The sequence below is a fragment of the Streptomyces sp. NPDC002088 genome (assembly GCF_040296605.1).
In the GTDB taxonomy this organism is placed as follows: Bacteria; Actinomycetota; Actinomycetes; order Streptomycetales; family Streptomycetaceae; genus Streptomyces.
Window position 1 is genome coordinate 56373 of sequence record NZ_JBEOXO010000037.1, and the last position, 21543, is coordinate 77915.

15 protein-coding genes are annotated in these 21543 nt (G+C 70.2%); 10 read left to right on the forward strand and 5 right to left on the reverse strand.

Annotation, left to right across the window (positions count from 1 at the left end; genetic code table 11):
- Positions 1-147: 147 nt before the first annotated feature.
- From ABT114_RS44600 to hflX, 3 genes are all read left to right on the forward strand, one after another.
- On the forward strand, positions 148-2433 hold the full coding sequence (locus tag ABT114_RS44600) for a RelA/SpoT family protein (protein ID WP_351151407.1): 2286 nt from the start codon (positions 148-150) through the stop codon (positions 2431-2433).
- Between the two features lie 100 nt (positions 2434-2533).
- Positions 2534-4045 carry a M1 family metallopeptidase gene (locus ABT114_RS44605; RefSeq protein WP_351151370.1) on the forward strand — a complete coding sequence of 504 codons (1512 nt, stop codon included), beginning with the start codon at positions 2534-2536 and terminating at the stop codon, positions 4043-4045.
- Between the two features lie 168 nt (positions 4046-4213).
- A complete protein-coding gene (gene hflX, locus ABT114_RS44610; protein ID WP_351151372.1) occupies positions 4214-5707 on the forward strand; it encodes a GTPase HflX in 1494 nt (497 codons plus the stop codon).
- A gap of 67 nt (positions 5708-5774) precedes the next feature.
- Here hflX and ABT114_RS44615 read toward each other — a convergent pair whose 3' ends face one another.
- The 3 genes from ABT114_RS44615 to ABT114_RS50785 all read right to left on the reverse strand — a co-directional run bounded on the left by ABT114_RS44615 (position 5775) and on the right by ABT114_RS50785 (position 8740).
- On the reverse strand, positions 5775-6995 hold the full coding sequence (locus tag ABT114_RS44615; protein ID WP_351151374.1) for a trypsin-like serine peptidase: 1221 nt from the start codon (positions 6993-6995) through the stop codon (positions 5775-5777).
- A 204-nt stretch (positions 6996-7199) separates the two neighbouring features.
- Positions 7200-8171 (reverse strand): Lrp/AsnC family transcriptional regulator, encoded by a 972-nt coding sequence (locus tag ABT114_RS44620; RefSeq protein WP_351151377.1) that lies wholly within the window; start codon positions 8169-8171, stop codon positions 7200-7202.
- A 422-nt stretch (positions 8172-8593) separates the two neighbouring features.
- Positions 8594-8740: a hypothetical protein gene (locus tag ABT114_RS50785; protein ID WP_502988506.1), complete on the reverse strand. Its 147-nt coding sequence runs from the start codon at positions 8738-8740 to the stop codon at positions 8594-8596.
- 260 nt (positions 8741-9000) lie between these two features.
- Between ABT114_RS50785 and ABT114_RS44625 the strand changes: the two genes are divergently transcribed.
- The gene (locus ABT114_RS44625) at positions 9001-10140 is read left to right on the forward strand and encodes an FAD-dependent monooxygenase (RefSeq protein WP_351151379.1); all 1140 of its coding nucleotides are present in this window, start codon (positions 9001-9003) and stop codon (positions 10138-10140) included.
- A gap of 65 nt (positions 10141-10205) precedes the next feature.
- Here ABT114_RS44625 and ABT114_RS44630 read toward each other — a convergent pair whose 3' ends face one another.
- The gene (locus tag ABT114_RS44630) at positions 10206-11396 is read right to left on the reverse strand and encodes an FAD-dependent monooxygenase (RefSeq protein ID WP_351151409.1); all 1191 of its coding nucleotides are present in this window, start codon (positions 11394-11396) and stop codon (positions 10206-10208) included.
- A gap of 78 nt (positions 11397-11474) precedes the next feature.
- Between ABT114_RS44630 and ABT114_RS44635 the strand changes: the two genes are divergently transcribed.
- The 5 genes from ABT114_RS44635 (at position 11475) to ABT114_RS44655 (ending at position 19873) form a co-directional block, all read left to right on the forward strand.
- Positions 11475-12248 (forward strand): IclR family transcriptional regulator, encoded by a 774-nt coding sequence (locus tag ABT114_RS44635; protein ID WP_351151382.1) that lies wholly within the window; start codon positions 11475-11477, stop codon positions 12246-12248.
- A gap of 542 nt (positions 12249-12790) precedes the next feature.
- The gene (locus ABT114_RS44640) at positions 12791-14296 is read left to right on the forward strand and encodes a diaminobutyrate--2-oxoglutarate transaminase family protein (RefSeq protein WP_351151385.1); all 1506 of its coding nucleotides are present in this window, start codon (positions 12791-12793) and stop codon (positions 14294-14296) included.
- 355 nt (positions 14297-14651) lie between these two features.
- A complete protein-coding gene (locus ABT114_RS44645; RefSeq protein WP_502988507.1) occupies positions 14652-16691 on the forward strand; it encodes an IucA/IucC family protein in 2040 nt (679 codons plus the stop codon).
- A 65-nt stretch (positions 16692-16756) separates the two neighbouring features.
- Positions 16757-17581 (forward strand): GNAT family N-acetyltransferase, encoded by an 825-nt coding sequence (locus ABT114_RS44650; protein ID WP_351151388.1) that lies wholly within the window; start codon positions 16757-16759, stop codon positions 17579-17581.
- 306 nt (positions 17582-17887) lie between these two features.
- A complete protein-coding gene (locus ABT114_RS44655) occupies positions 17888-19873 on the forward strand; it encodes an ATP-dependent DNA helicase (RefSeq protein WP_351151391.1) in 1986 nt (661 codons plus the stop codon).
- A gap of 162 nt (positions 19874-20035) precedes the next feature.
- On the opposite strand, the gene lexA is transcribed toward ABT114_RS44655, so the two are convergent.
- Positions 20036-20815 (reverse strand): transcriptional repressor LexA, encoded by a 780-nt coding sequence (gene lexA, locus ABT114_RS44660; RefSeq protein ID WP_171145262.1) that lies wholly within the window; start codon positions 20813-20815, stop codon positions 20036-20038.
- A 603-nt stretch (positions 20816-21418) separates the two neighbouring features.
- Here lexA and ABT114_RS44665 point away from each other — a divergent pair.
- Positions 21419-21543, forward strand: a 125-nt coding sequence (locus ABT114_RS44665; protein WP_502988508.1) for an NrdR family transcriptional regulator, incomplete at its 3' end; no start/stop codon positions are given.

The window sequence follows — 21543 nt, forward strand, 5'->3', positions numbered from 1 at the left end:
CGTTTCACGCTGGGCGAGAGGCGGTCGGTCGCGCGGGGCGGGCTCGGTAGCATCAAGCACCGGCTCGGACGGGGGATCGTCGCCATCCCCTGGGCCGTGTCCGCCATGGGGCACCCCGTCCGCCGGTCCATGCAGCCGGAGGTGCCCATGAGTGCGGAGGCCACGAACCCCGCGACCGCAGGCCCAGTGACGCCGACAGTCGCCGGTCCCACGGCGCCCACGGCGCCGCGCCGGAGGGCCCGCCCCCGGATCGATCTGCGCCGCCTCGGCCGCGCCGCGCTGCTCGGCCCCGCATCCCGCGACCGGCTGCCCGACGCGATCAGCCACGTGGTCGAGGCACACCGCGCCCACCACCCGGACGCCGACCTCGAACCACTGCGCCGCGCCTACGTGCTGGCCGAGTCCTCGCACCGCGGCCAGATGCGCAAGAGCGGCGAGCCGTACATCACGCACCCGCTCGCCGTGACCCTGATCCTCGCCGAACTCGGCGCCGAGACCACGACGTTGACCGCCTCGCTGCTCCACGACACCGTCGAGGACACCGAGGTGACGCTCGAGCAGGTGCGGGACGAGTTCGGTGAGGAGGTGCGCTACCTCGTCGACGGCGTCACGAAGCTGGAGAAGGTCGACTACGGCGCGGCCGCCGAGCCCGAGACCTTCCGCAAGATGCTCGTCGCCACCGGCAGCGACGTCCGCGTGATGTCGATCAAACTCGCCGACCGGCTGCACAACATGCGCACCCTCGGCGTCATGCGCCCCGAGAAACAGGCCCGCATCGCCAAGGTCACCCGGGACGTCCTTATCCCGCTCGCCGAACGGCTCGGCGTCCAGGCCCTCAAGACCGAACTGGAGGACCTCGTCTTCGCGATCCTCCACCCCGAGGAGTACCAGCACACCCGGGAACTGATCGTCGACAACGCGGCGCGCCCCGACGACCCGCTCGCCGAGATCGCCGACGAGGTGCGCGGTGTCCTGCGCGAGGCCGACATTCAGGCCGAAGTCCTCATCCGGCCACGGCACTTCGTCTCCGTGCACCGCGTCTCCCGCAAACGCAGGCGGCTCCGCGGCGCCGACTTCGGCCGACTCCTGGTCCTCGTCAACGAGGACGCCGACTGCTACGCCGTACTCGGTGAACTGCACACCTGTATGACGCCCGTCGTCTCGGAGTTCAAGGATTTCATCGCCGTACCCAAGTTCAACCTGTACCAGTCGCTGCACACCGCCGTCGCCCGCGGGGACGGCCAGGTCGCCGAAGTCCTCATCCGCACCCACCAGATGCACAAGGTCGCCGAGGCCGGAGTCGTCGCGCTCGGCAATCCCTACGCTCCTCCTTCGGAGGAGCAGACCGTGAGTGACGGCGAGCGCGTCGACCCCACCCGGCCCGGCTGGCTCTCGCGCCTCCTCGACTGGCAGGAGGCCGCACCCGACCCGGACACCTTCTGGTCCACCCTGCGCGAGGACCTCGCCCAGGACCGCGAGATCACCGTCTTCCGGCCCGACGGCGGCACGCTCGGCCTGCCCGAGGGCGCCACGTGCGTCGACGCCGCGTACGCGCAGTACGGCGAGGACGCGCACGCGTGCATCGGCGCCCGCGTCAACGGCCGTCTGGCGACGCTGAGCACGGTCCTGAGAGACGGCGACACCGTCCAACTGCTCATGGGCCAGGACCCGGCCTCCGAGCCCTCCAGGGAGTGGCTGGAGCACGCCCACACGCCCGCCGCCCGGATCGCCATCCAGCGGTGGCTCGCGACGCATCCGGCGAGCGGCGAGGACGAGGGTGAAGGCGCTGGGGAGGCCGACGGGGGCACGGGCGCGGGCACTGGCGCGGACGGCGGTCCGCGCGCCGGAGCCAGGCGTGCGCACACGGCGCCCGGGAGTGCCGCGGAAGCCGGAGCGGGCGCAGGGGACACGCGGACGACGCGGGGTGCCCCCGGGGGCCCGACCACCACCGGGGCCGAGGGCAACCCGGGATCCCGTTCCGCAGCGACCGCCGTCGTCGACCGGCCCGGCGCGACCGTTCGGCTCGCCGGCTGCTGTACGCCCGTACCGCCCGACGAGGTCACCGGCTTCCCCGTGCGCGGGGGAATGGTGACCGTGCACCGCGTGGAGTGCGCCGGGGTGGCGCGTATGAAGAGCGCGGGGCGCGCGGAGGTGGGCGTGCGCTGGGGCGACACCATGGAGTGCCGGGTCACGCTGGTCGCCGAGTCGTTCGGCCGTCCCCACCTCCTGGCTGACCTCACCGAGGCCATCGCCCTGGAGGGCGCCGAGATCGTCTCCGCGACCGTCGAGCCCCCGAGCCAGCAACGAGTGCGCCACACGTACACCCTGCAGCTCCCGGACGCAGCTCACCTGCCCGCCCTCATGCGGGCGATGCGGAACGTCCCGGGCGTGTACGACGTGAGCCGCGCGCAGCACCACGCGCCGGCGACCTGAACACATCTCCTCGCGACACGGGCGCCCCTGATGTACCCGTTCGAGTGGGCCCGGCGCGCGCCGTCGCCGTGGCGCACGCGCGCGCTGGTAGCCGTGGTGCATGTCGCACACCCTCCGCATCCGGGCTCCCCGACCCCGCACCCTGGCCCGCCGACGGCTGAAGGCGGCGCTGCTCGCCTCCGCCGTCTCCGTCTGCCTCGTCGCCGCGAGCGCACCCCCGGCCCCGCTGGGCGTCGGCGACCGCCTCTTCCCGTACCTGGGCAACCCCGGCTACGACGTGGCGTCGTACGACCTCTCCTTCACCTATCCCGGCAGCAACGACAAGCCCCTCCGGGCGGTCACCACGATCGACGCCAGGACCACGACTTCGCTGGACCGCGTCAACCTCGACTTCGACCGTGGCACGGTCGAGTCGGTCCAGGTCGACGGAGTGCCCGCCTCCTTCACCACCGCCGGCGACGACCTGGTGGTCACCCCGCGGACACCGCTGCCCCAGGGCAGCTGGATGCGGATCACCGTGCGGCACACCAGCGACCCCAGGTCCGTCGAGGGCAGGGACGGCGGCTGGGTACGGACCGCGGACGGCCTCGTCATGGCCAACCAGGCCGACGCCGCACACCTGGTGTTCCCGTCCAACGACCACCCCTCCGACAAGGCGAGCTTCACCTTCCGGATCACCGCGCCCAACGGCTACACCGTCGTGGCCAACGGGCTCCCCGCAGGCGCCGACCGGGTCGGCCGGTCGACCACATGGACGTACCGCACCCAGCACCCCATGGCCACCGAGCTGGCCCAGGTGTCCATCGGCCGCTCCAGCGTCCTGCACCGCGCAGGGCCGCACGGACTGCCCGTACGGGACGTCGTGCCGACCAAGGACCGCGACGCCCTCGAACCATGGCTCGAGAAGACCCCCGACCAGATCGCGTGGATGGAGAGCAAGGTCGGACCGTACCCCTTCGAGACCTACGGTCTGCTCATGGCCGAGGCCTCCACCGGCTTCGAACTCGAGACGCAGACCCTCTCTCTCTTCGAGAAAGACCTGTTCACCGGGTCCGCCTTCCCCAAGTGGTACATCGAGTCGATCATGGTGCACGAGCTGTCCCACCAGTGGTTCGGCGACAGCGTCAGCCCCCGTACCTGGTCCGACGTGTGGCTCAACGAGGGACACGCCACCTGGTACGAGGCCCTGTACGCGCAGGAGAAGGCGAACAAGCCGCTGGAGGCGCGGATGAAGGCGGCGTACGGCTCCTCCGACGGCTGGCGCGCGGCCGGCGGACCGCCCGCGGCCCCCAAGGTCCCCGCCCCCGGCCAGAAGATCGGCATCTTCCGGCCCAACGTCTACGACGGCGCCGCACTCGCCCTCTACGCCCTGCGCCAGGAGATCGGACGGCAGGCCTTCGAGCGGCTGGAACGGCTCTGGGTGCAGGCCCACCGGGACGGCACGGCGACCACGGCCGACTTCGAGCGCCTCGCCTCGGACGTCTCCGGACGCGATCTGAGCGGCTTCTTCAAGGACTGGCTGTACGGAGAGAAGACACCGCCGATGCCGGGCCACCCGGACTGGAAGCCGGCCGCGCCCGCCAGGAAGTCTGCCGCTGCTCCCGCGAAATAACACGGTGACGAGACGGGCCGTCCCGTGCGACCATCTTCGGGTCGGCAACGCGGCCCGGACTCGCCACGGCGCGGGTGACCGGGAATCTCCCGGGGTACTCGAACGTTGTGACCTGTGACGGATCAGGCTCCGTCGCCGAATCGGAATCCCCATCGACGTAAGGATCAAATGACCTCCTCTTCTTCCCCTTCCCAGGACACCAAGCGCTTCGCGCACGCCTATCCCGAAGGTCTTCGGGCCGATGCCCTGATGGAAGAGGACGTCGCCTGGAGCCACGAGATCGACGGAGAGCGGGACGGCGAGCAGTTCGACCGCTCCGAGCGCGCGGCACTGCGCCGCGTGGCGGGCCTCTCCACCGAGCTCGAGGACGTCACCGAGGTCGAGTACCGCCAGCTCCGCCTGGAGCGGGTCGTGCTTGTCGGCGTCTGGACCTCGGGGACCGTGACCGACTCGGAGAACTCCCTCGCGGAGCTCGCCGCCCTAGCGGAGACCGCCGGAGCGCTCGTACTCGACGGCGTGATCCAGCGCCGCGACAAGCCCGACGCCGCCACCTACATCGGCTCGGGCAAGGCCCACGAACTGCGCGACATCGTCCTCGAGACGGGCGCGGACACCGTCATCTGCGACGGTGAGCTCAGCCCGGGCCAGCTGATCCACCTCGAGGACGTCGTCAAGGTCAAGGTCATCGACCGTACGGCCCTGATCCTCGACATCTTCGCCCAGCACGCCAAGTCCCGAGAGGGCAAGGCGCAGGTCGCGCTCGCGCAGATGCAGTACATGCTGCCGAGGCTGCGCGGTTGGGGTCAGTCGCTGTCCCGTCAGATGGGCGGCGGCAAGGGCGGCGGCCTCGCCACCCGTGGTCCCGGTGAGACCAAGATCGAGACGGACCGGCGCCGGATCCGCGAGAAGATGGCGAAGATGCGCCGGGAGATCGCGGACATGAAGACCGGCCGCGAGATCAAGCGCCAGGAGCGTCGTCGTCACAAGGTGCCGTCCGTCGCCATCGCGGGCTACACCAACGCCGGAAAGTCCTCGCTGCTCAACCGCCTCACGGGCGCGGGCGTCCTGGTCGAGAACGCTCTGTTCGCGACCCTGGACCCGACCGTCCGCCGGGCCGAGACCCCGAGCGGGCGGCTGTACACGCTGGCCGACACGGTCGGGTTTGTACGGCACCTGCCCCACCACCTGGTCGAGGCGTTCCGCTCCACCATGGAGGAGGTCGGCGACTCCGACCTGATCCTGCACGTGGTGGACGGCTCGCACCCGAACCCGGAGGAGCAGCTGGCTGCCGTGCGCGAGGTGATCCGGGACGTCGGCGCCACCCAGGTGCCCGAGATCGTCGTGATCAACAAGGCCGACGCGGCCGACCCGCTGACGCTTCAGCGGCTGATGCGGATCGAGAAGCGCTCCATCGCGGTCTCGGCCCGTACCGGCAAGGGCCTCCAGGAGCTGCTCGCGCTGATCGACAACGAGCTGCCCAGGCCCTCGGTCGAGATCGAGGCGCTCGTGCCCTACACGCACGGCAAGCTGGTCGCCCGGGCCCACTCCGAGGGCGAGGTGATCTCCGAGGAACACACCCCGGAGGGCACGCTGCTCAAGGCACGGGTGCACGAGGAGCTGGCGGCGGACCTCGCGCCGTACGTGCCCGCTCCCGCGCTCTGACCAACGGTGTAAAGGCCCGCCCCCTGGAAGAAGCTTTCCAGGGGGCGGGCCTTCAGCATGCCTGGCGTCACTGATCGGCGAACTTGTCGCTCACCGAGTTGTACACGCCCTTGGCCACCGTGCCCAGCCGTGGACCCGCCAGCCAGCCGGAAGTCACCGGCCCGATCGAGGTGTTGGACACCAGCGCCGGTTTGCCGTCCGAACCCGTCGCGATCCAGCCGCCACCCGAGGAACCACCCGTCATGCTGCACCCGATCCGGTACATCGTCGGATCCGAGGCATTGATCGACAGCCGCCCGGGCTTGTCCTGGCACTGGTACAGCGTCTGTCCGTCGTACGGTGGCGCCGCCGGATAGCCGGTCGCCGTGACGCTCTCCACCTTCGGCACGGCCGGAGCCTTGAAGTCCACCGGCAGCGCCGAACCGACCGTTTCCTCCAGCGACTTGCCCGTGCCGCCCTTCTCCGGCGTCACATGGATGACGGCGAAGTCGTACGAGGCACCGTCACCACCCGTCGAGCTGCCCCCCGCGATCCACTGGTCCGAGGTCTGCGCCCAGTCGCCCCACCACACACCGTAGGGAGCGACCTCCTCCTTGGCGGCGCTCTGCAACTGCTCGGCCGTGTCGCCTGCGTTGTTGTACGACGGCACGAACGCGATGTTGCGGTACCAGCCGCCGTTCTTGCCGGCGTGCACGCAGTGCCCCGCCGTCCACACCAGGTTGGACTTGCCGGGGTGGGCCGGGTCCTGCACGACCGTCGCGGAGCAGACCATCGTGCCTTCGGGGGAGTCGAAGAACACCTTGCCCGCCTCGGGGGCGTTGGCGTGGTACGTAGTCGCCACGGCCTTGGCGTCCACCGGCGCGGGCGTCGGGTCGGTCACGCCCTGGTCACCGGAGAGGTCGTTCTCATCCACGCCCTTGTCCGGGTCGTCGGCGTCCCGCATCCGGTCCGAGCTCCACAAGCCCTCGATGATCGGGTTGACGAAGTCCTGCGCCTCGCGCAGCCAGTCGTCCTTGTCCCACTTCTTCCAGTCGCCGTTCTTCCACTTGTCGATGTCGATCCCGTGCTCTTTGAGCTTGTCTCTGATGTCGTCCGGGATCTGGATCTTGTCGTCGCCGCTGGTCGCGGAGGCGGAGGCCTGGTCGTCGGCATTCGTGTCGCCCGACTCGCACGCGGTGGCGGTGAGCACCAGCGCCGAGGCCAGGGCGACAGCGGCCAGCGCGGGGGTGGTCCTGCGGCGCGCGCTCCTCCCTCGTCGAGCGGTGAACGACGGCCGTATGGATCGCATGGTGTGACTCCCCCCGAACGGAACTGACTTGGCGCTGTGCCCACGCTGTGGGAACGGCATCACACACTATGCGCTCGCTGTGGGGGACTGCCGACGGAACAGCAACGGTTCGGCTACAAGCCGTCTGACCTGGCAACCATCCAGAGTCGCCCGAGCTGAGTCCCGTCGGCCGTGACGGACCCGTGCCGTACGGCTGTCTCGACGTCAACGAGCTTCGGAAGTGAGGGTTTTGACGCGTCGGAGCGTGAGGATGGTCTCTGCTGTGTGGATGCCGGTCAGAGCACCGATCTTCTCGTCGACAAAGGTGTAGAGGTCGGCGGTGGTGCGGCAGAGCACTGAGACGACGAGGTTGGTCCGCCCGGTGACGGCAGCGGCGAAGCGTACTTCCGGATGGACCGCGATGGCTCGTCCCGCCTCGGCCAGGGACTGGGGAGCGACGGTCAGCCAGCACAGTGCTTCTACGCCGCGTCCCAGGGGCTCGTGGTCGTATTCGACGGCCAAGTGGAGCACGCCGGTGGACCGCAGGTTTTCCAGGCGGCGCTTGAGGACGTTGTCGGACAGGCCGGTTGCGGCCTGAAGTTCGGTGAGCGTGGCCCTGCCGTCACGTCGCAGTACGTCCAGCATGGTCTGGTCGGCTGCGTCCAGAGCGATGGGAGTCCTGGTGGGTGGGGGCACTGGAGCACGCAGGGCGGTTTCTTCGTCCGGGTCGAGGGCGCTGATCTTGCGGAGCCAGCGGAGGGAGTTGCCGTAATAGGTGTGCAGGATGCAGTGGGCGCTGACCGAGGTGATGTGCGGGGTGCGTTGGAGGCGTTCGAGGAGCACCTCGTCGCGTTCCTGCCTGTTGCGGGGCCTGATCGCGCACACGACCTCGGTGCCGCCGGCGACGAGGTCGATGTAGTGGGTGTCGGGTCGCCCGGCGAGTGTGATGGCCAGTTGGGTTGCCGTGTTCTGGCTGCAGCCAAGCCGGACGATCCAGCTGGTCAGGCCGAGGCGGCTGTCGTCGCTCACGCCGGTCACGCGCAGGTGAGCGGCGGTACGCAGGCGCCTGAACCGGCGGGCGACGGTCTGGTCGGAGACTCCCAGTACCTGGGCGATTCGGCTGAACGGTGCCCGCCCGTCGAGTTCCAGCGCCTGCAGCAACTTCAGGTCGAGGGCATCGAGGGTTGGGGGCGTCACAAGGTTCTCCTGCATGAGCGAGGGGAGCTCGGCTGTGCCGTCAGTGCGAGACGCGGCTGAGTGGTCATCGTAAGGGCCGCTGGTCGCCGCGGTTGGGGTATCGGCGGCTCACCTGTGGGGCGGGACTTCGGGGGAGGGTCGCGCCCTGTGGCCTGGTTGTCCGGCCGTGTCGTGCGGCGCCCGGACAGCGGCCGGTCGGCGGGAGCGGCGACCGGGTTACGGCCGACGTGGGTGGGCGTCGGCGGCACCGCCCAGCCTGCCGTGTGCGGGCTCAGTGGTCTGTGACGTCCGGCTGCGGGCAGCGTCTCCGGCGCAGGCCGTACGGGACGCGGCACGGCCGGGGCGGCCGCGCCGGTGAGGACGCCTGCGGAGTGGAGCAACGCGGCCACTGGTGGCATGAAGGCATCGGAGACTCGAAACGTTCAAAGAATTTCTCCCGTGCGGTGCAGTGCACCGCGGTTGATTGCTTCACCCCACTGTGAGCTGCATGAGCATCTGCGGGCCAGTCGCTCTCCCCGTACCCCAGGAAATCCGACACCGAGGTCCCAGGAATCCGGGAATTCCTTCACGCGGACCCGACCGGATCAGCATCCAGTGGCACGAAGTTGCAGGTCAGTGGGCATGATGACGTGGGAAGAAATTCAGTGGATGTCAGATTCGTGTTTTCCGGGAGAGTATTTCCACTAATTAAGCAAGGGCATGGGGGCGCAACTTAACTGTGTGTTTCCGGCACCTTCCCACCTGCCGGGGAAGCCATTACGTTCACCACGCAATCCGGTCCGGTGCACTCCCGCATCGCGGCCCGAGCGGACAGAACCAGGTGGTTGAAATGAGCCGAGGCAGTGTTCTCATCGTCGGCGGCGGGATCGGTGGGCTGTCCACCGCCATCGCGCTGCGCAACGCCGGATACGACGTCAATATCGTGGAGCTCCACGAGGACCTCCACTCGTCGGTCTACGGCGTGGGGATCATCCAGCCGGTGAACGCGCTGCGGGCACTGGACGCGATCGGCTGCGCCGAGGCATGCCTGGCCGTCGGCTACTCGACGACTGCCTGGGGCCAGATGCTCGACGTGGACGGGAAGCTGATCCGCGAGATGCCCGGTGCCAGGATCCCTGGCTCCGACCTGCCGCCCATGAACGGCCTCACCCGGCCGCAACTGCACAAGATCCTCACCGACAGGGCCCTCGATGCCGGGGCCACCATCGAGTACGGCAAGACATTCACCACACTCACCGACGGACCCAAGGGTGTCGAGGTCACCTACACCGACGGCACCCACAACACGGTGGACCTCGTCGTCGGCGCCGACGGCGTCTACTCCAAGGTGCGCCGCTACGTGCTGAGCGAAGACCTTCAGCCGGTCTACCTCGGCCAGTCGGCGTTCCGGCTCAACATCCCCCGGGAGCCGGAAATAGACCGGATCATCCTGCAGCACGGCCCCGAAGGCCTGGCGGGCTTCGTACCGATCGGCCCGGACCTGGCCTACCTCTTCTACAACACCACGTGGGAGGAGGGCCGCCGGCTGGACCAGGACAAGATGGCCGATGAACTGCGTCGGCGCCTAGCGCCGTTCGGCGGCCTGGCCGGCAGGGTCCGGGACAAGTACATCGATGACCCTTCCCGGATCGTGTTCCGGCCCGAGGAGTGGCTGATCGCGCCCGCGCCGTGGCACAACGGACGGATCGTGCTGATCGGCGACGCGGTCCATGCCGTGACCCCGCACCTCGGTCAAGGAGCCGCCCAGGCGATCGAGGACGGTGTCGTCCTCGCCGAGTGCTTGTCTTCGTACGGCGACCATGACCAGGCGTTCCAGGAGTACACGGAGCGCCGCCACGAGCGCTGCAAGCTCATCGTGGAATCGTCCGTGGCGATCGGCGAATACGAGATGGACCCCGCCGGGCACCCGGACTTCGACCACGCCGGCCTCACCCAGCACGTTCTGGAATCGATGGTCCAGCCGATCTGAGCACCACCCCGTCACTCGCCCTGCGGGGCTGACCGGCGCCGATCCGTGCCCACCTGCGAACCCGGTCAGCCCAGCCCAGCCCGTCCCGCGCCCGCAGCGGACTCCGACCGGCCGCGACTGCGCGAGGCCCACCCGGACCTCGACCTCGACCACGTGTTCGTTGCCAGGCCTGTCGGCCTCCACGCACTGTCGATCAGCCGCCCGCCGACCCGTAAACGGCCGCGTCGCTCTCGACGGGCGCTTAGGACAGCGGGATCGGGGTGAACATCGCGGTCGAGCATCTGCCACCAGCGGTCCCGCCGCATCAGCGGGATGCCCTTGCGCACGGTGTCGCAGGTGGCCCCGAAGGCCGCGTCGAGTTCGTCCGGGCCGCCCCACTGATCGACTCCGGAATCGGCCGTCCGTGACTCGAACACGGCCACCTGGCTGAGCATCTCGCCGCCGCGCAGCGGGTACTGGACGAAGTGGCAGCGCGGCCCGACGCACACGACGATGTCCTTCTCCGCGACGCCGTTCTCCCGTACCCGGTCGATGGGGACGGCCGCCCGGTAGGCGACGTAGCGGGAGCTGACCACGTCATCGCCGACGAGCGTGCGCCGGGCCACCGAGTGCAGTCCGTCGGCGGCGATGACGAGTGGGGCCTCCTCGGTCCGGCCGTCCTCCAGACGGATTCGGGCCCCGGTGCCGGTGTTCTCGTAGCCGGCGACCTTCCGGTCGGTCAGCAGCTCCACCCCGGCCCGGCGGCAGGCGCGCAGGAACAAGGCGTGCAGGTCGCTGCGGTGGATGACCAGGTAGGGATAGCCGTAGCGGCGCTCCAGGTCGGCCAGGTCGATTCGAGTGAGTTCGCGGGCGTCGAGCGCGTCGCGCATCACCATGTTCTCGGGGAGCACACTGAGGCTCTTGGCCTCGTCGAGAAGGCCGTAGTCGTCGAGGAACGGCCGGCCGCCGAGTGCGCGGTTGGCCAGGGCGATGGCGCGGCGCTCACCGCCGCGGCCCACCGGGACCAGGCTTCCGGCCTGGGCCGCCAGCGTCCGCAGCTGCTCCCAGCGCCCCAGGTGGGGCACGGCCCGGGAGCGCGGCTGGGCGGGCATCAGGTCGCCGATCTCGGTCCACAGCGGCACAAAAAGTTCCTGCTCAAAGCCCCGGTACAGCTCTTGGAGCGCCGGGGTGACCTCAAGCTGACCCGGCGCCGAGAAGGCCCTGAGCCGGACGGGGGAGCCCGTAGCGATGTCGGATGCGAGGGAGGTATCGGTCAGGGGGCTCGGCGTGCGCCGCGTTCACCTGAAAGACATGTAGATTCTGGATAGCAGAACCAAGCAGATCGGGAGGTCGCGTTGGACAAACCGCTGAAGAATCCTCCGCCGTACGCCATCACCAGCGTCGACCACGCCCTGCGCGCCGCGGCGATGTTGCAGATGGAAGGCGGGCTGACCGTGTCGCAGGTCGCCGAGCGGCTGGGCGTGGCCCGATCGACCGCGCACCGGCTGCTGGCGATGCTCGTCTACCGGGACTTCGCCGTGCAGGACGAGAAGCGCCTCTACCGCGCCGGCCCCGTTCTGGAGCTGGCCGCGCACTCGCAGTCGCAGGTGTCCCGGCTGCGCGCCGCCGCGCTGCCCCACCTGCGGAGACTGGTTGATCTGCTGCAGGAGACCGCGAACCTGACCATCCGCACGGGGGACACGGCCCGGTTCATCGCCAGCGTCGAGTGCGCCCAGGCGCTGCGCGTCGGTTCCCGGGAGGGCATGGTCTTCCCAGCTCACCGCACGACCGCCGGGCTCCTGCTCCTCGCCGAGCTCACCGAGGACGAACTGGAGCAGGTGTACGCCGCCGAGCGCTACCGCGACCGTCCGGGCGACCGCCCCGACCTCGCCGTGCTGCGAACCGAGCTTGCTCGCGTGCGCCGCAGCGGATTCGCTGTGAACCAGGACCGCTCCGAGCGGGGGCTCGTCGCCGTCGGGGTCCCGGTGCGCGCCGCGGGCGGCGCCGCACTGGCGGGTGTGTCGGTGTCGATGCCCGGCGTGCGCTACGACCCGGGCCGGCTGCAGCCGCTGGTTGCGACACTCAACGCGGCGGCGCATGCGGTGGAGGCCGAGCTGGTGACCTCGTAGGGCCTGGCGCCCCCGTCCCGGCGGGGAACGACGGGAAACGAGCGTTGCCGGCCGGCTGCGTCTGTCGCCCGGGGCCTCCTTGCCCAGCAGGCAGCCCCCTCCGGGCCGGTGCCAGGTCATGGAGTACCCGCCCACGCCCGGGCGGAAGACCTCCTTCCCCCCGGACGCAGGCGGCTCTCCCGCAGAACCTGTCGACGACGCACCCGCGCCGCCGAGCGGACCGGCTTCCACCACCTGCACGCCACCCCGGCCCACCTCCTCACCCCGAGGATCGGATCTCCGGACGGCAACCGCACACGGCCACGCCGCGCCCGAAAAGCCCGGAAACCCCAGGCACACACAGAGTTCTGGAGACGCTTTGGCGGAACCATCGCTGACTGATGCCGGCAATGGATGTCACATGCTTGGCCACCTGGTGACGGGCTGTAGCGGCAACGGTTCCGTTCACGGCAAGGATCTTGAAGCAACCCGTAACCCGGTGGGCGGTCCGGGGTTGGTAGCGGTGGGGTCTGTGCGGGGGTGTGCGGGGAGGAGAGTGAGCCGTGGCGGTGACCGAGGGGATCCTGCGACGCCAGTCGGCGCGTGAGTCGGCGGCGCGCACCTACGCGCGCGCCCTTCCGATCGTGCCGGTACGGGCGCGCGGACTGACCATCGAGGGTGCGGACGGCCGCCGCTACCTCGACTGCCTTTCCGGCGCCGGAACACTCGCCCTGGGACACAACCACCCGGTCGTCCTGGAGGCGATCCGCAAGGTCCTCGACTCGGGCGCGCCCCTGCACGTCCTCGACCTGGCGACCCCCGTCAAGGACGCCTTCATCACCGAGCTGTTCCACACTCTGCCTCCGGGGCTCGCCGACCACGCGCGCGTGCAGTTCTGCGGGCCGGCCGGCACGGACGCGGTGGAGGCCGCACTCAAGCTCGTGCGGGCCGCGACCGGCCGCTCTGGCATCCTCGCCTTCACCGGCGCCTACCACGGCATGACCGCCGGGGCCCTGGCCGCGTCCGGCGGCGCCTGCGATGTCCGCGTCACGCGCCTGCCCTATCCGCAGGACTACCGCTGTCCGTTCGGCGTCGGCGGCGAGCGCGGCGCCGAACTCGCCGCCCGCTGGACCGAATCCGTCCTCGACGACCCCAAGTCGGGGGTGCGGCACCCCGCCGGGATGATCCTCGAACCCGTCCAGGGCGAGGGCGGGGTGATCCCCGCGCCGGACACATGGCTGCGGCGCATGCGGCAGATCACCGCCGCCCGCTCCATTCCGCTGATCGCCGACGAGGTCCAGACCGGGGTCGGTCGGACCGGCGCCTTCTGGGCGGTGGAGCACAGCGGGGTGACCCCCGACGTGATGGTGCTCTCCAAGGCCATCGGCGGCAGCCTGCCGCTGGCCGTCGTGGTCTACCGCGACGACCTCGACGTCTGGGAACCCGGCGCCCACGCAGGCACCTTCCGCGGCAACCAACTCGCCATGGCCGCGGGCACCGCGACCCTCGCCTACGTCCGCCGACACCACCTCTCCGAACGAGCGGCCGCCCTCGGCTCGCGCATGTTGTCCCAACTCCGCGACCTGGCAGGGGAGTTTCCGTGCATCGGGGATGTACGGGGGCGCGGGCTGATGATGGGGATGGAGATGGTGAGTGCGGGTGCGGGTGCGGGTGCGGGTGCGAGTGGCGGCGGCGGTTTCGCGGGTGACTCCGGTTCCTCTGGGGTGACTGGTCCCGGTGGGGACCTTGCTGGTGACCTTGTCGACATCGGGGCCGCTGGGGCACGGGAATCCGTGGGCGGCCCCCGTCCCGCGGCCCCCGACATCGCGGCCGCCGTCCAGCGAGAGTGCCTGCGGCGAGGCCTGATCGTCGAACTCGGCGGTCGTCACTCGAGCGTCGTACGGCTCCTCCCACCACTGACGATCACGGACGAGCAGGCCTCCGCCGTGCTTGACCGCCTGGCCGACGCAGTGGAGTCGGTGGCTGGCAGCCACACGGCCCACGACGAGCCGCGCCAGCCACAACGCCGCCGACGCCGTCAGGGCGACCGAGCCGAGCGCGCCGGGTAGGCGAGCCGCCGGTGACTGACGCGTGTGGCCGGGGCCACGGGCCGGGCACTCTGGGCTGCGGCTTCGCTCGTCGGCGTGCAGGTGCGAGCTTCTTCCGCCCTCCCCTGGTCCCGGGCTGGCCGATCTGCGAGACCGCCGGACTGAGCTTCTGTCAGGCCCCATCCACGTACGCCCTTTCACGCGCGGCTCGTTCCATCGGCACAGTCGCCGCACGCCGAACCGCCCCAGAACTGTGGCCCACCGTGACGCGCCCCGCTCATGACCTGGAACCACTGAGCGGCACGCCCACAGGCCTGCGCCACAGCCCCGGTTCGTCGCCGCCGCACAAGCCAGAACCACCCGATGAGGAACCGTCTTGAACACCACTCCCACCTCCTCCTCCACGCCGGACTTCTCCGATTCGCAGGCCGAGCCCGCTTCCGCCATGTCTTCAGTCCCCCGGCAGCAGGAAGGAGCCCTGGAGGCGGAAGGAGTCCGGGACGCCGAGCGGCAGTCCAGTACCGTTGGCGACCTTCTGGAGCATCCCGACCCACACACCGCTGCCGAGGCCGCCGCCGTCGAGAACCTGCTCCGCTGCTGGGTACGCGAGTCCGGCCTCCCCGCCCCGGATGACGGCACCCTCCGAATCCCGCTTCCCGCCAGCGCCACCGCCCTGCTCGCCCCCGTCCACTACTGGTCCCCGACGGGCTGGCACCGCTTCGGCCTCCCGCGCCTGGCCGACACGCCCGATCAGTCCCCACCCGCCGACGCGGTCACGATCGCCGCGCTGCTCACCCGCGAGACGCCCGGAGCGCCCCGGCCCTCGGCCGACGCATCCGCCGGTACGCCCGCTGTCACGTCCGCCGAACCGGTCACCGGCACCGGAAACGGAGCCGGTGCCGGTGCCGGTGCCGGTACCGCCGACATGGCCGGGAACGGCGCCGACCTGGTCGCCCGCGTCGCCGACTCCGTCCGCCGTACCGCCACCTTCGTCAGCGAGCGCAGGGAACACCCCGACGCCGACGCCGACGCCGACCTCTTCCTCGCTGCCGAACAGGCGCTCCTGCTGGGGCACCCGCTGCACCCGACCCCGAAGAGCCGCGAGGGTCTCTCCGAGTCCGAAGCCCGGCTGTACTCACCCGAGTTGCGTGGTTCCTACCCCCTCCACTGGTTGGCTGTCGCTCCCTCCGTGCTCGCCACCGACTCGGCATGGACCGAGCGCGGCCGTCCTGTCTCAGCGGCTGCCCTCACGGCACGGCTCGCCGGAACCGGACTGCCGTTGCCCGAAGGCCATGCAGCCCTGCCGCTGCATCCCTGGCAGTCCCGCGAAGTCCGTCACCGGGCCGAGACCGCGGCCCTGCTCGAGGCCGGCCTTCTCCAGGAGCTGGGGCCGCACGGTTTCCCGTGGCACCCCACCTCCTCGGTACGAACCGTCCACCGGTCCGGCGCCCCCGCCATGCTCAAACTGTCCCTGGGGCTACGCATCACCAACTCCCGTCGTGAGAACCTCCGTAAGGAGCTCCACCGTGGCGTCGAGGTCCATCGGCTGCTGCGTGCAGGCCTGTCCAAGCAGTGGCAGGCCGCGTACCCGGGCTTCGACATCGTCCGCGACCCGGCCTGGCTCGCTGTCGACGGCCGGGACGGTGACCCCGTGCCCGGACTCGACGTGGTGATCAGGCACAACCCGTTCGCCCCCTGGGACGACGTCTCCTGCATCGCCGGGCTCGTCTCGCCCCGGCCCCACGACCACCGATCTGCCCTGGGCTCGGATCACCAGGAGGCCGGCAGGTCGGTCCTGCGGTCCCGGCTGGCCGAGGTCGTCGCGCGCCTCGCCGAGCAGACCGGCCGTCCCTATGGAGCCGTCGCCGCCGAGTGGTTCCTGCGCTACCTCGAGCAGGTCGTCCGTCCTGTGCTGTGGCTGGACGGCGAGGCGGGAATCGCTCTGGAGGCACACCAGCAGAACACGCTGCTCCTGCTGGACGGTGACGGCTGGCCCGCGGGCGGCCGATACCGCGACAACCAGGGCTACTACTTCCGCGAGTCCCGGCGCGCGGAACTCGACGCCCAGCTGCCCGGCATCGGCGAGCACAGCGACACCTTCGTCTCCGACGAGGTCACCGACGAGCGCTTCGCGTACTACCTCGCCATCAACAACGTCTTCGGCCTCATCGGTGCGTTCGGATCACAGGGCCTCGTCGACGAACGGCTGCTGCTTGCCGCCTTCCGTCGTTTTCTGGACGCCGCTGCCTCCGGTCCTGCCCGGCTGCGCACCTCTCTGCCTGCCCGCCTGCTCGATTCCCCCGTCCTGCGCTGCAAGGCCAATCTGCTCACCCGACTGCACGGCCTCGACGAACTCATCGGCCCGGTGGACACCCAGTCCGTCTACGTCACCATCGCCAACCCCCTGCACTCCTGACCGTCGCCAACACCCTTCATTGCTGAGGAACATGCCCCACCCCGACTCCTGAGAGGAGCGTCGCCGTGCCTCCCATCGACGCCGGAGCCGACGCCGGTACCGTCCCCGTCGCAGACATCGGTCCCGACACGTGCCCCGGCCCGGCCGCGAGCGACACCGACACGGCTCGCGGCGCGGACAGCGAGGACACGCTGGACCTGCGTCTGCCCGATGAGCTCCTCGCGCTCATCGCACAGCAGGAGACCGAAGACGAGCGGGGACGGAGTCCGGGTACGGTCGGCGGCACGGGACGAGAGGGCCTCTTCGCGGCGACCGGCGACGACCTGCTCGACGGCGTCGCCGACTGGGGTCCGATCGTCACCCCCGCCGGTGAGTTCCACCTCGTCCCCGTCCGCGTCGACCAGGACCTTGCGCTCATCGGCGGATGGATGAATGACCCAGCCGTTGCGGCGTTCTGGCACCTGGCCGGGCCCAAGACCGCGACCGAGGATCACCTCCTTGCCCAGCTCGCCGGCGATGGACGCAGCGTTCCCTGCCTTGGCCTGCTAGAGGGCACGCCGATGAGTTACTGGGAGGTCTACCGGGCGGACCTCGACCCGCTCGCCCGGCGCTATCCCGCGCGACCTCACGACACCGGAATCCACCTCCTCATCGGCGCGGTCGCCGACCGTGGACGAGGGCTCGGCAGTGCCCTGCTCAGAGCCGTCGCCGACCTCGCGCTCGACAAGCGCCCTGCCTGCGCACGCGTCGTAGCAGAACCCGACCTTCGCAACACCCCCTCCGTCGCTGCCTTCCTGAGCGCTGGCTTCCGGTTCTCCGCCGAGGTCGACCTGCCCGCCAAACGGGCCGCCCTCATGATCCGGGACCGGAGCCGACGTGATCTGCTGTGACGCCCTGCAGCTGCGCCGTCACTTCTGGTACACCGCTCGTGCCGATCCGGTTCCCACAAATTTCCTGCCTTCCGCCGCGCCGCCCTCGTCTGCTCCTGGACTCCCCGCGTTCCCCATCACTGCTTCCCGCCACCGCTCCCACCCCCGTGTCCACCCCCAACCCAAGAAGCCCCGCACCTTGACTTTGCCCACAGCTCCAGCCCCCAGCTCCGCCTACACTCCCGCCCCTGCTTCCACCCCCGCCCCCACCTCGATCCCCTGCGTGATCACCCGTTTGTCAGTGCCGAGCCGTAGGGTGGTCGGGCTATGACGAAGTCCTCACTCCCCGAACTCCTGCACGCTGCCGTCACTGCTGTCGGCGGTACGGAGCGCCCTGGCCAGGTGACCATGGCCGAAGCCGTCGCGGAGGCGATCGACGACGGTTCCCATCTGCTGGTCCAGGCCGGCACCGGCACCGGAAAGTCGCTCGGCTATCTCGTGCCCGCGCTCGCGCACGGGGAGCGTGTCGTCGTCGCGACCGCCACCCTGGCCCTCCAGCGTCAGCTCGTGGAGCGAGATCTGCCGCGCACGGTCGACGCGCTGCACCCGCTGCTGCGCCGCCGACCGGAGTTCGCGATGCTCAAGGGCAGGTCGAACTACTTGTGCCTGCACCGCCTGCACGAGGGCGTTCCGCAGGACGAGGAGGAGGGCCTCTTCGACCAGTTCGAGGCCGCCGCGCCCACCAGCAAACTGGGCCAGGACCTGCTGCGCCTGCGGGACTGGGCGGACGAGACGGAGTCCGGCGACCGTGACGACCTGACCCCCGGTGTCTCCGATCGGGCCTGGGGCCAGGTTTCGGTCTCCTCCCGGGAGTGCCTGGGCGCGTCGAAGTGTGCGTACGGCGCGGAGTGCTTCGCCGAGATGGCCCGTGAGCGGGCCAAGCTGGCCGAGGTCGTCGTCACCAACCACGCGCTGCTCGCGATCGACGCCATCGAGGGAGCTCCTGTCCTCCCGCAGCACGAGGTACTGATCGTCGACGAGGCGCACGAGCTGGTCTCGCGAGTTACCGGGGTCGCCACCGGCGAGCTCACTCCGGGCCAGGTCAACCGCGCGGTGCGCCGCGCCGCCAAGCTGGTCAACGAGAAGGCCGCGGACCAGCTCCAGACCGCGGCCGAGGGCTTCGAGCGGCTGATGGAGCTGGCGCTGCCCGGCCGCCTGGAGGAGCTCCCGGAAGATCTCGGTTACGCGCTGATGGCGCTGCGGGACGCCGCCCGCACCGTCATCTCCGGGATCGGCGCGACCCGCGACAAGTCCGTGCAGGACGAGGACGCGGTCCGCAAGCAGGCGCTGGCCTCCGTGGAAACCGTGCACGACGTGGCGGAGCGGATCGTGAACGGCTCCGAGTGGGACGTCGTCTGGTACGAGCGCCATGACCGTTTCGGCGCCTCCCTGCGCGTGGCCCCCATGTCCGTGTCGGGCCTGCTGAGGGAGAAGCTCTTCGCGGACCGTTCGGTGGTCCTGACCTCCGCGACGCTGAAGCTGGGCGGCGACTTCAACGGCGTGGGCGCCTCCCTGGGCCTCGCTCCCGAGGGCACGGTGGGTGCGGAGGACGAGGACGTCCCGCAGTGGAAGGGCGTCGACGTCGGCTCCCCGTTCGACTACCCCAGGCAGGGCATCCTCTATGTCGCCAAGCACCTGTCGCGCCCCGCGCGGGACGGCGACCGCGCGGACATGCTCGACGAGCTGACCGAACTGATCCAGGCGGCCGGCGGCCGCACGCTCGGTCTCTTCTCCTCCATGCGCGCCGCCCAGCTGGCCGCCGAGGAACTGCGCAGCCGAATCCCCGAGTTCCCGATCCTCCTCCAGGGCGAGGAGACCCTCGGCGAGCTGATCAAGAACTTCGCGGCGGATCCCAGGACCTGCCTCTTCGGCACGCTGTCCCTGTGGCAGGGCGTCGACGTGCCCGGCCCCAGCTGCCAGCTGGTCGTCATGGACAAGATCCCGTTCCCGCGCCCGGACGACCCTCTGATGAGCGCCCGCCAGAAAGCGGTGGAGGACGCCGGCGGCAACGGCTTCATGGCGGTCGCGGCCACGCATGCGGCGCTGCTCATGGCCCAGGGTGCCGGCCGCCTCGTACGGGCGTCGGGGGATCGCGGTGTGGTCGCCGTACTGGATCAGCGACTGGCCACGGCGCGCTACGGAAGCTATCTGAAGGCGTCGCTGCCCGACTTCTGGTACACCACGGACCGTAACCAGGTTCGGAAGTCGCTGGCGGCCATCGACGCGACGGCGAAGCAGGCGGAAGCGACGTGATGGTCGTGGGTTGGCCTGCTGCGACGCAGCGACAGGCCAACCCACGACGTGCAAGCAGCAGCGGCCGGGACGGAACCCGCACAACACAGGGCCCCGGAACCGGCGCAGGGGTCCCGGGGCCCAGTCAGACGGCGGGTCGGCGAAGCCTCCCCGCTGCTGTGCTCAGACGCGGCGCAGAACGGCCACCACCTTGCCGAGGATGGTCGCGTCGTCGCCGGGGATCGGCTCGTACGCCGCGTTGTGCGGGAGGAGCCAGACGTGGCCGTCCTCGCGCTTGAAGCGCTTGACGGTGGCCTCACCGTCGAGCATCGCGGCGACGATGTCGCCGTTCTCGGCGACCGGCTGGCGGCGGACGGTGACCCAGTCGCCGTCGCAGATCGCGGCCTCGATCATGGAGTCGCCGACGACCTTCAGGACGAACAGCTCACCGTCGCCGACCAGCTGCCGGGGGAGCGGGAAGACGTCCTCGACGGACTCCTCGGCGAGGATCGGGCCACCGGCGGCGATGCGGCCGACCAGCGGAACGTACGACGCGGCGGGCTTGCCTGCCGTGTCCGTGGGCTGCACGGAGGCGGCCTGGTCGGAGCCGCGGACCTCGTACGCGCGCGGGCGGTGCGGGTCGCGGCGCAGGAAGCCCTTGCGCTCCAGTGCCATGAGTTGGTGCGCGACCGAGGAGGTGCTGGAGAGGCCGACCGCCTGGCCGATCTCCCGCATCGACGGCGGGTAGCCGCGCCGCTGCACGGAGTCCCTGATGACTTCGATCACCCGGCGTTGCCGGTCGGTGAGTCCCGAGCTGTCCGCCCGGATCCCTGGAGGTCGGCCCGGCAGGGAGCGCTTGTGCCCCTCGGGATTCGTGGCTTCGTTCATCGCATGCACCGGCTCGAGTCGGCCCTGGGAGCGGTCCTGGGCAGTGATGGTGGCACTGTCTGCGGTGGTGGTCACGTCGGCCCCTCTCGATGGTCTCCCTGCCAGACAACGGTAGTTGCTTTCGAAAGGTTGCGCCAAACACACGTTCGAGTGAAAAATCGCGGATTATCTGTCGCGATCATGTGTCTGGGTGTATGGCTAACGTGCTGCCTGGCGGACAAAAGGGCCCATTGTCGTACCCTTCACCGCCGGGGCCGATGGCCTCTTGGGTTGTCGCCCCAGTCTGCCATCCGGAGCCCCGTCCACCGTGAACCGCCCGCGCTCTGCGCGGGAGTCCCATGCGTCCTCCGTGCGGCGCCCACGGTATCTCCGCAAGTGCCGAAACGGTACGGCTGTGCATCCCGCGGCGACCGCGCATCCGCGTGTCGGACAGGACCCCGCGCACCCGGCTCGGTGGTACTGGCGCCCGGCATGTGCCAATCCTCATGCGACACGCGGGATCGGTGTGCATGTATGAGTCAATCCCCACATCTAGTGGTTGGATTGCAGTAGCAGCCCAGAAGTTGTGGTCCCCCGGGTCTTCGAGCCCTCGGCTATCGCCTATGCTTGGGGCTGCTTCGAGGGACCTGAGAGGTCTTTCGAGGCTGTTGAGTCTGCTGTGAGGAGGGTTGGGAGTCCATGCACTGCCCCTTCTGCAGGCACCCCGATAGCCGCGTCGTCGACAGTCGTACGACCGACGACGGCACGTCGATCCGTAGGCGCCGCCAGTGCCCTGACTGCTCCCGTCGTTTCACGACCGTGGA

Excerpts from the sequence above, each read along its gene's own strand:
- ABT114_RS44600 (WP_351151407.1), top strand. The coding sequence starts at position 148 with ATGAGTGCGGAGGCCACGAACCCCGCGACCGCAGGCCCAGTGACGCCG.
- ABT114_RS44605 (WP_351151370.1), top strand. The coding sequence starts at position 2,534 with ATGTCGCACACCCTCCGCATCCGGGCTCCCCGACCCCGCACCCTGGCC.
- hflX (WP_351151372.1), top strand. The coding sequence starts at position 4,214 with ATGACCTCCTCTTCTTCCCCTTCCCAGGACACCAAGCGCTTCGCGCAC.
- ABT114_RS44615 (WP_351151374.1), bottom strand. The coding sequence starts at position 6,995 with ATGCGATCCATACGGCCGTCGTTCACCGCTCGACGAGGGAGGAGCGCG.
- ABT114_RS44625 (WP_351151379.1), top strand. The coding sequence starts at position 9,001 with ATGAGCCGAGGCAGTGTTCTCATCGTCGGCGGCGGGATCGGTGGGCTG.
- ABT114_RS44655 (WP_351151391.1), top strand. The coding sequence starts at position 17,888 with ATGACGAAGTCCTCACTCCCCGAACTCCTGCACGCTGCCGTCACTGCT.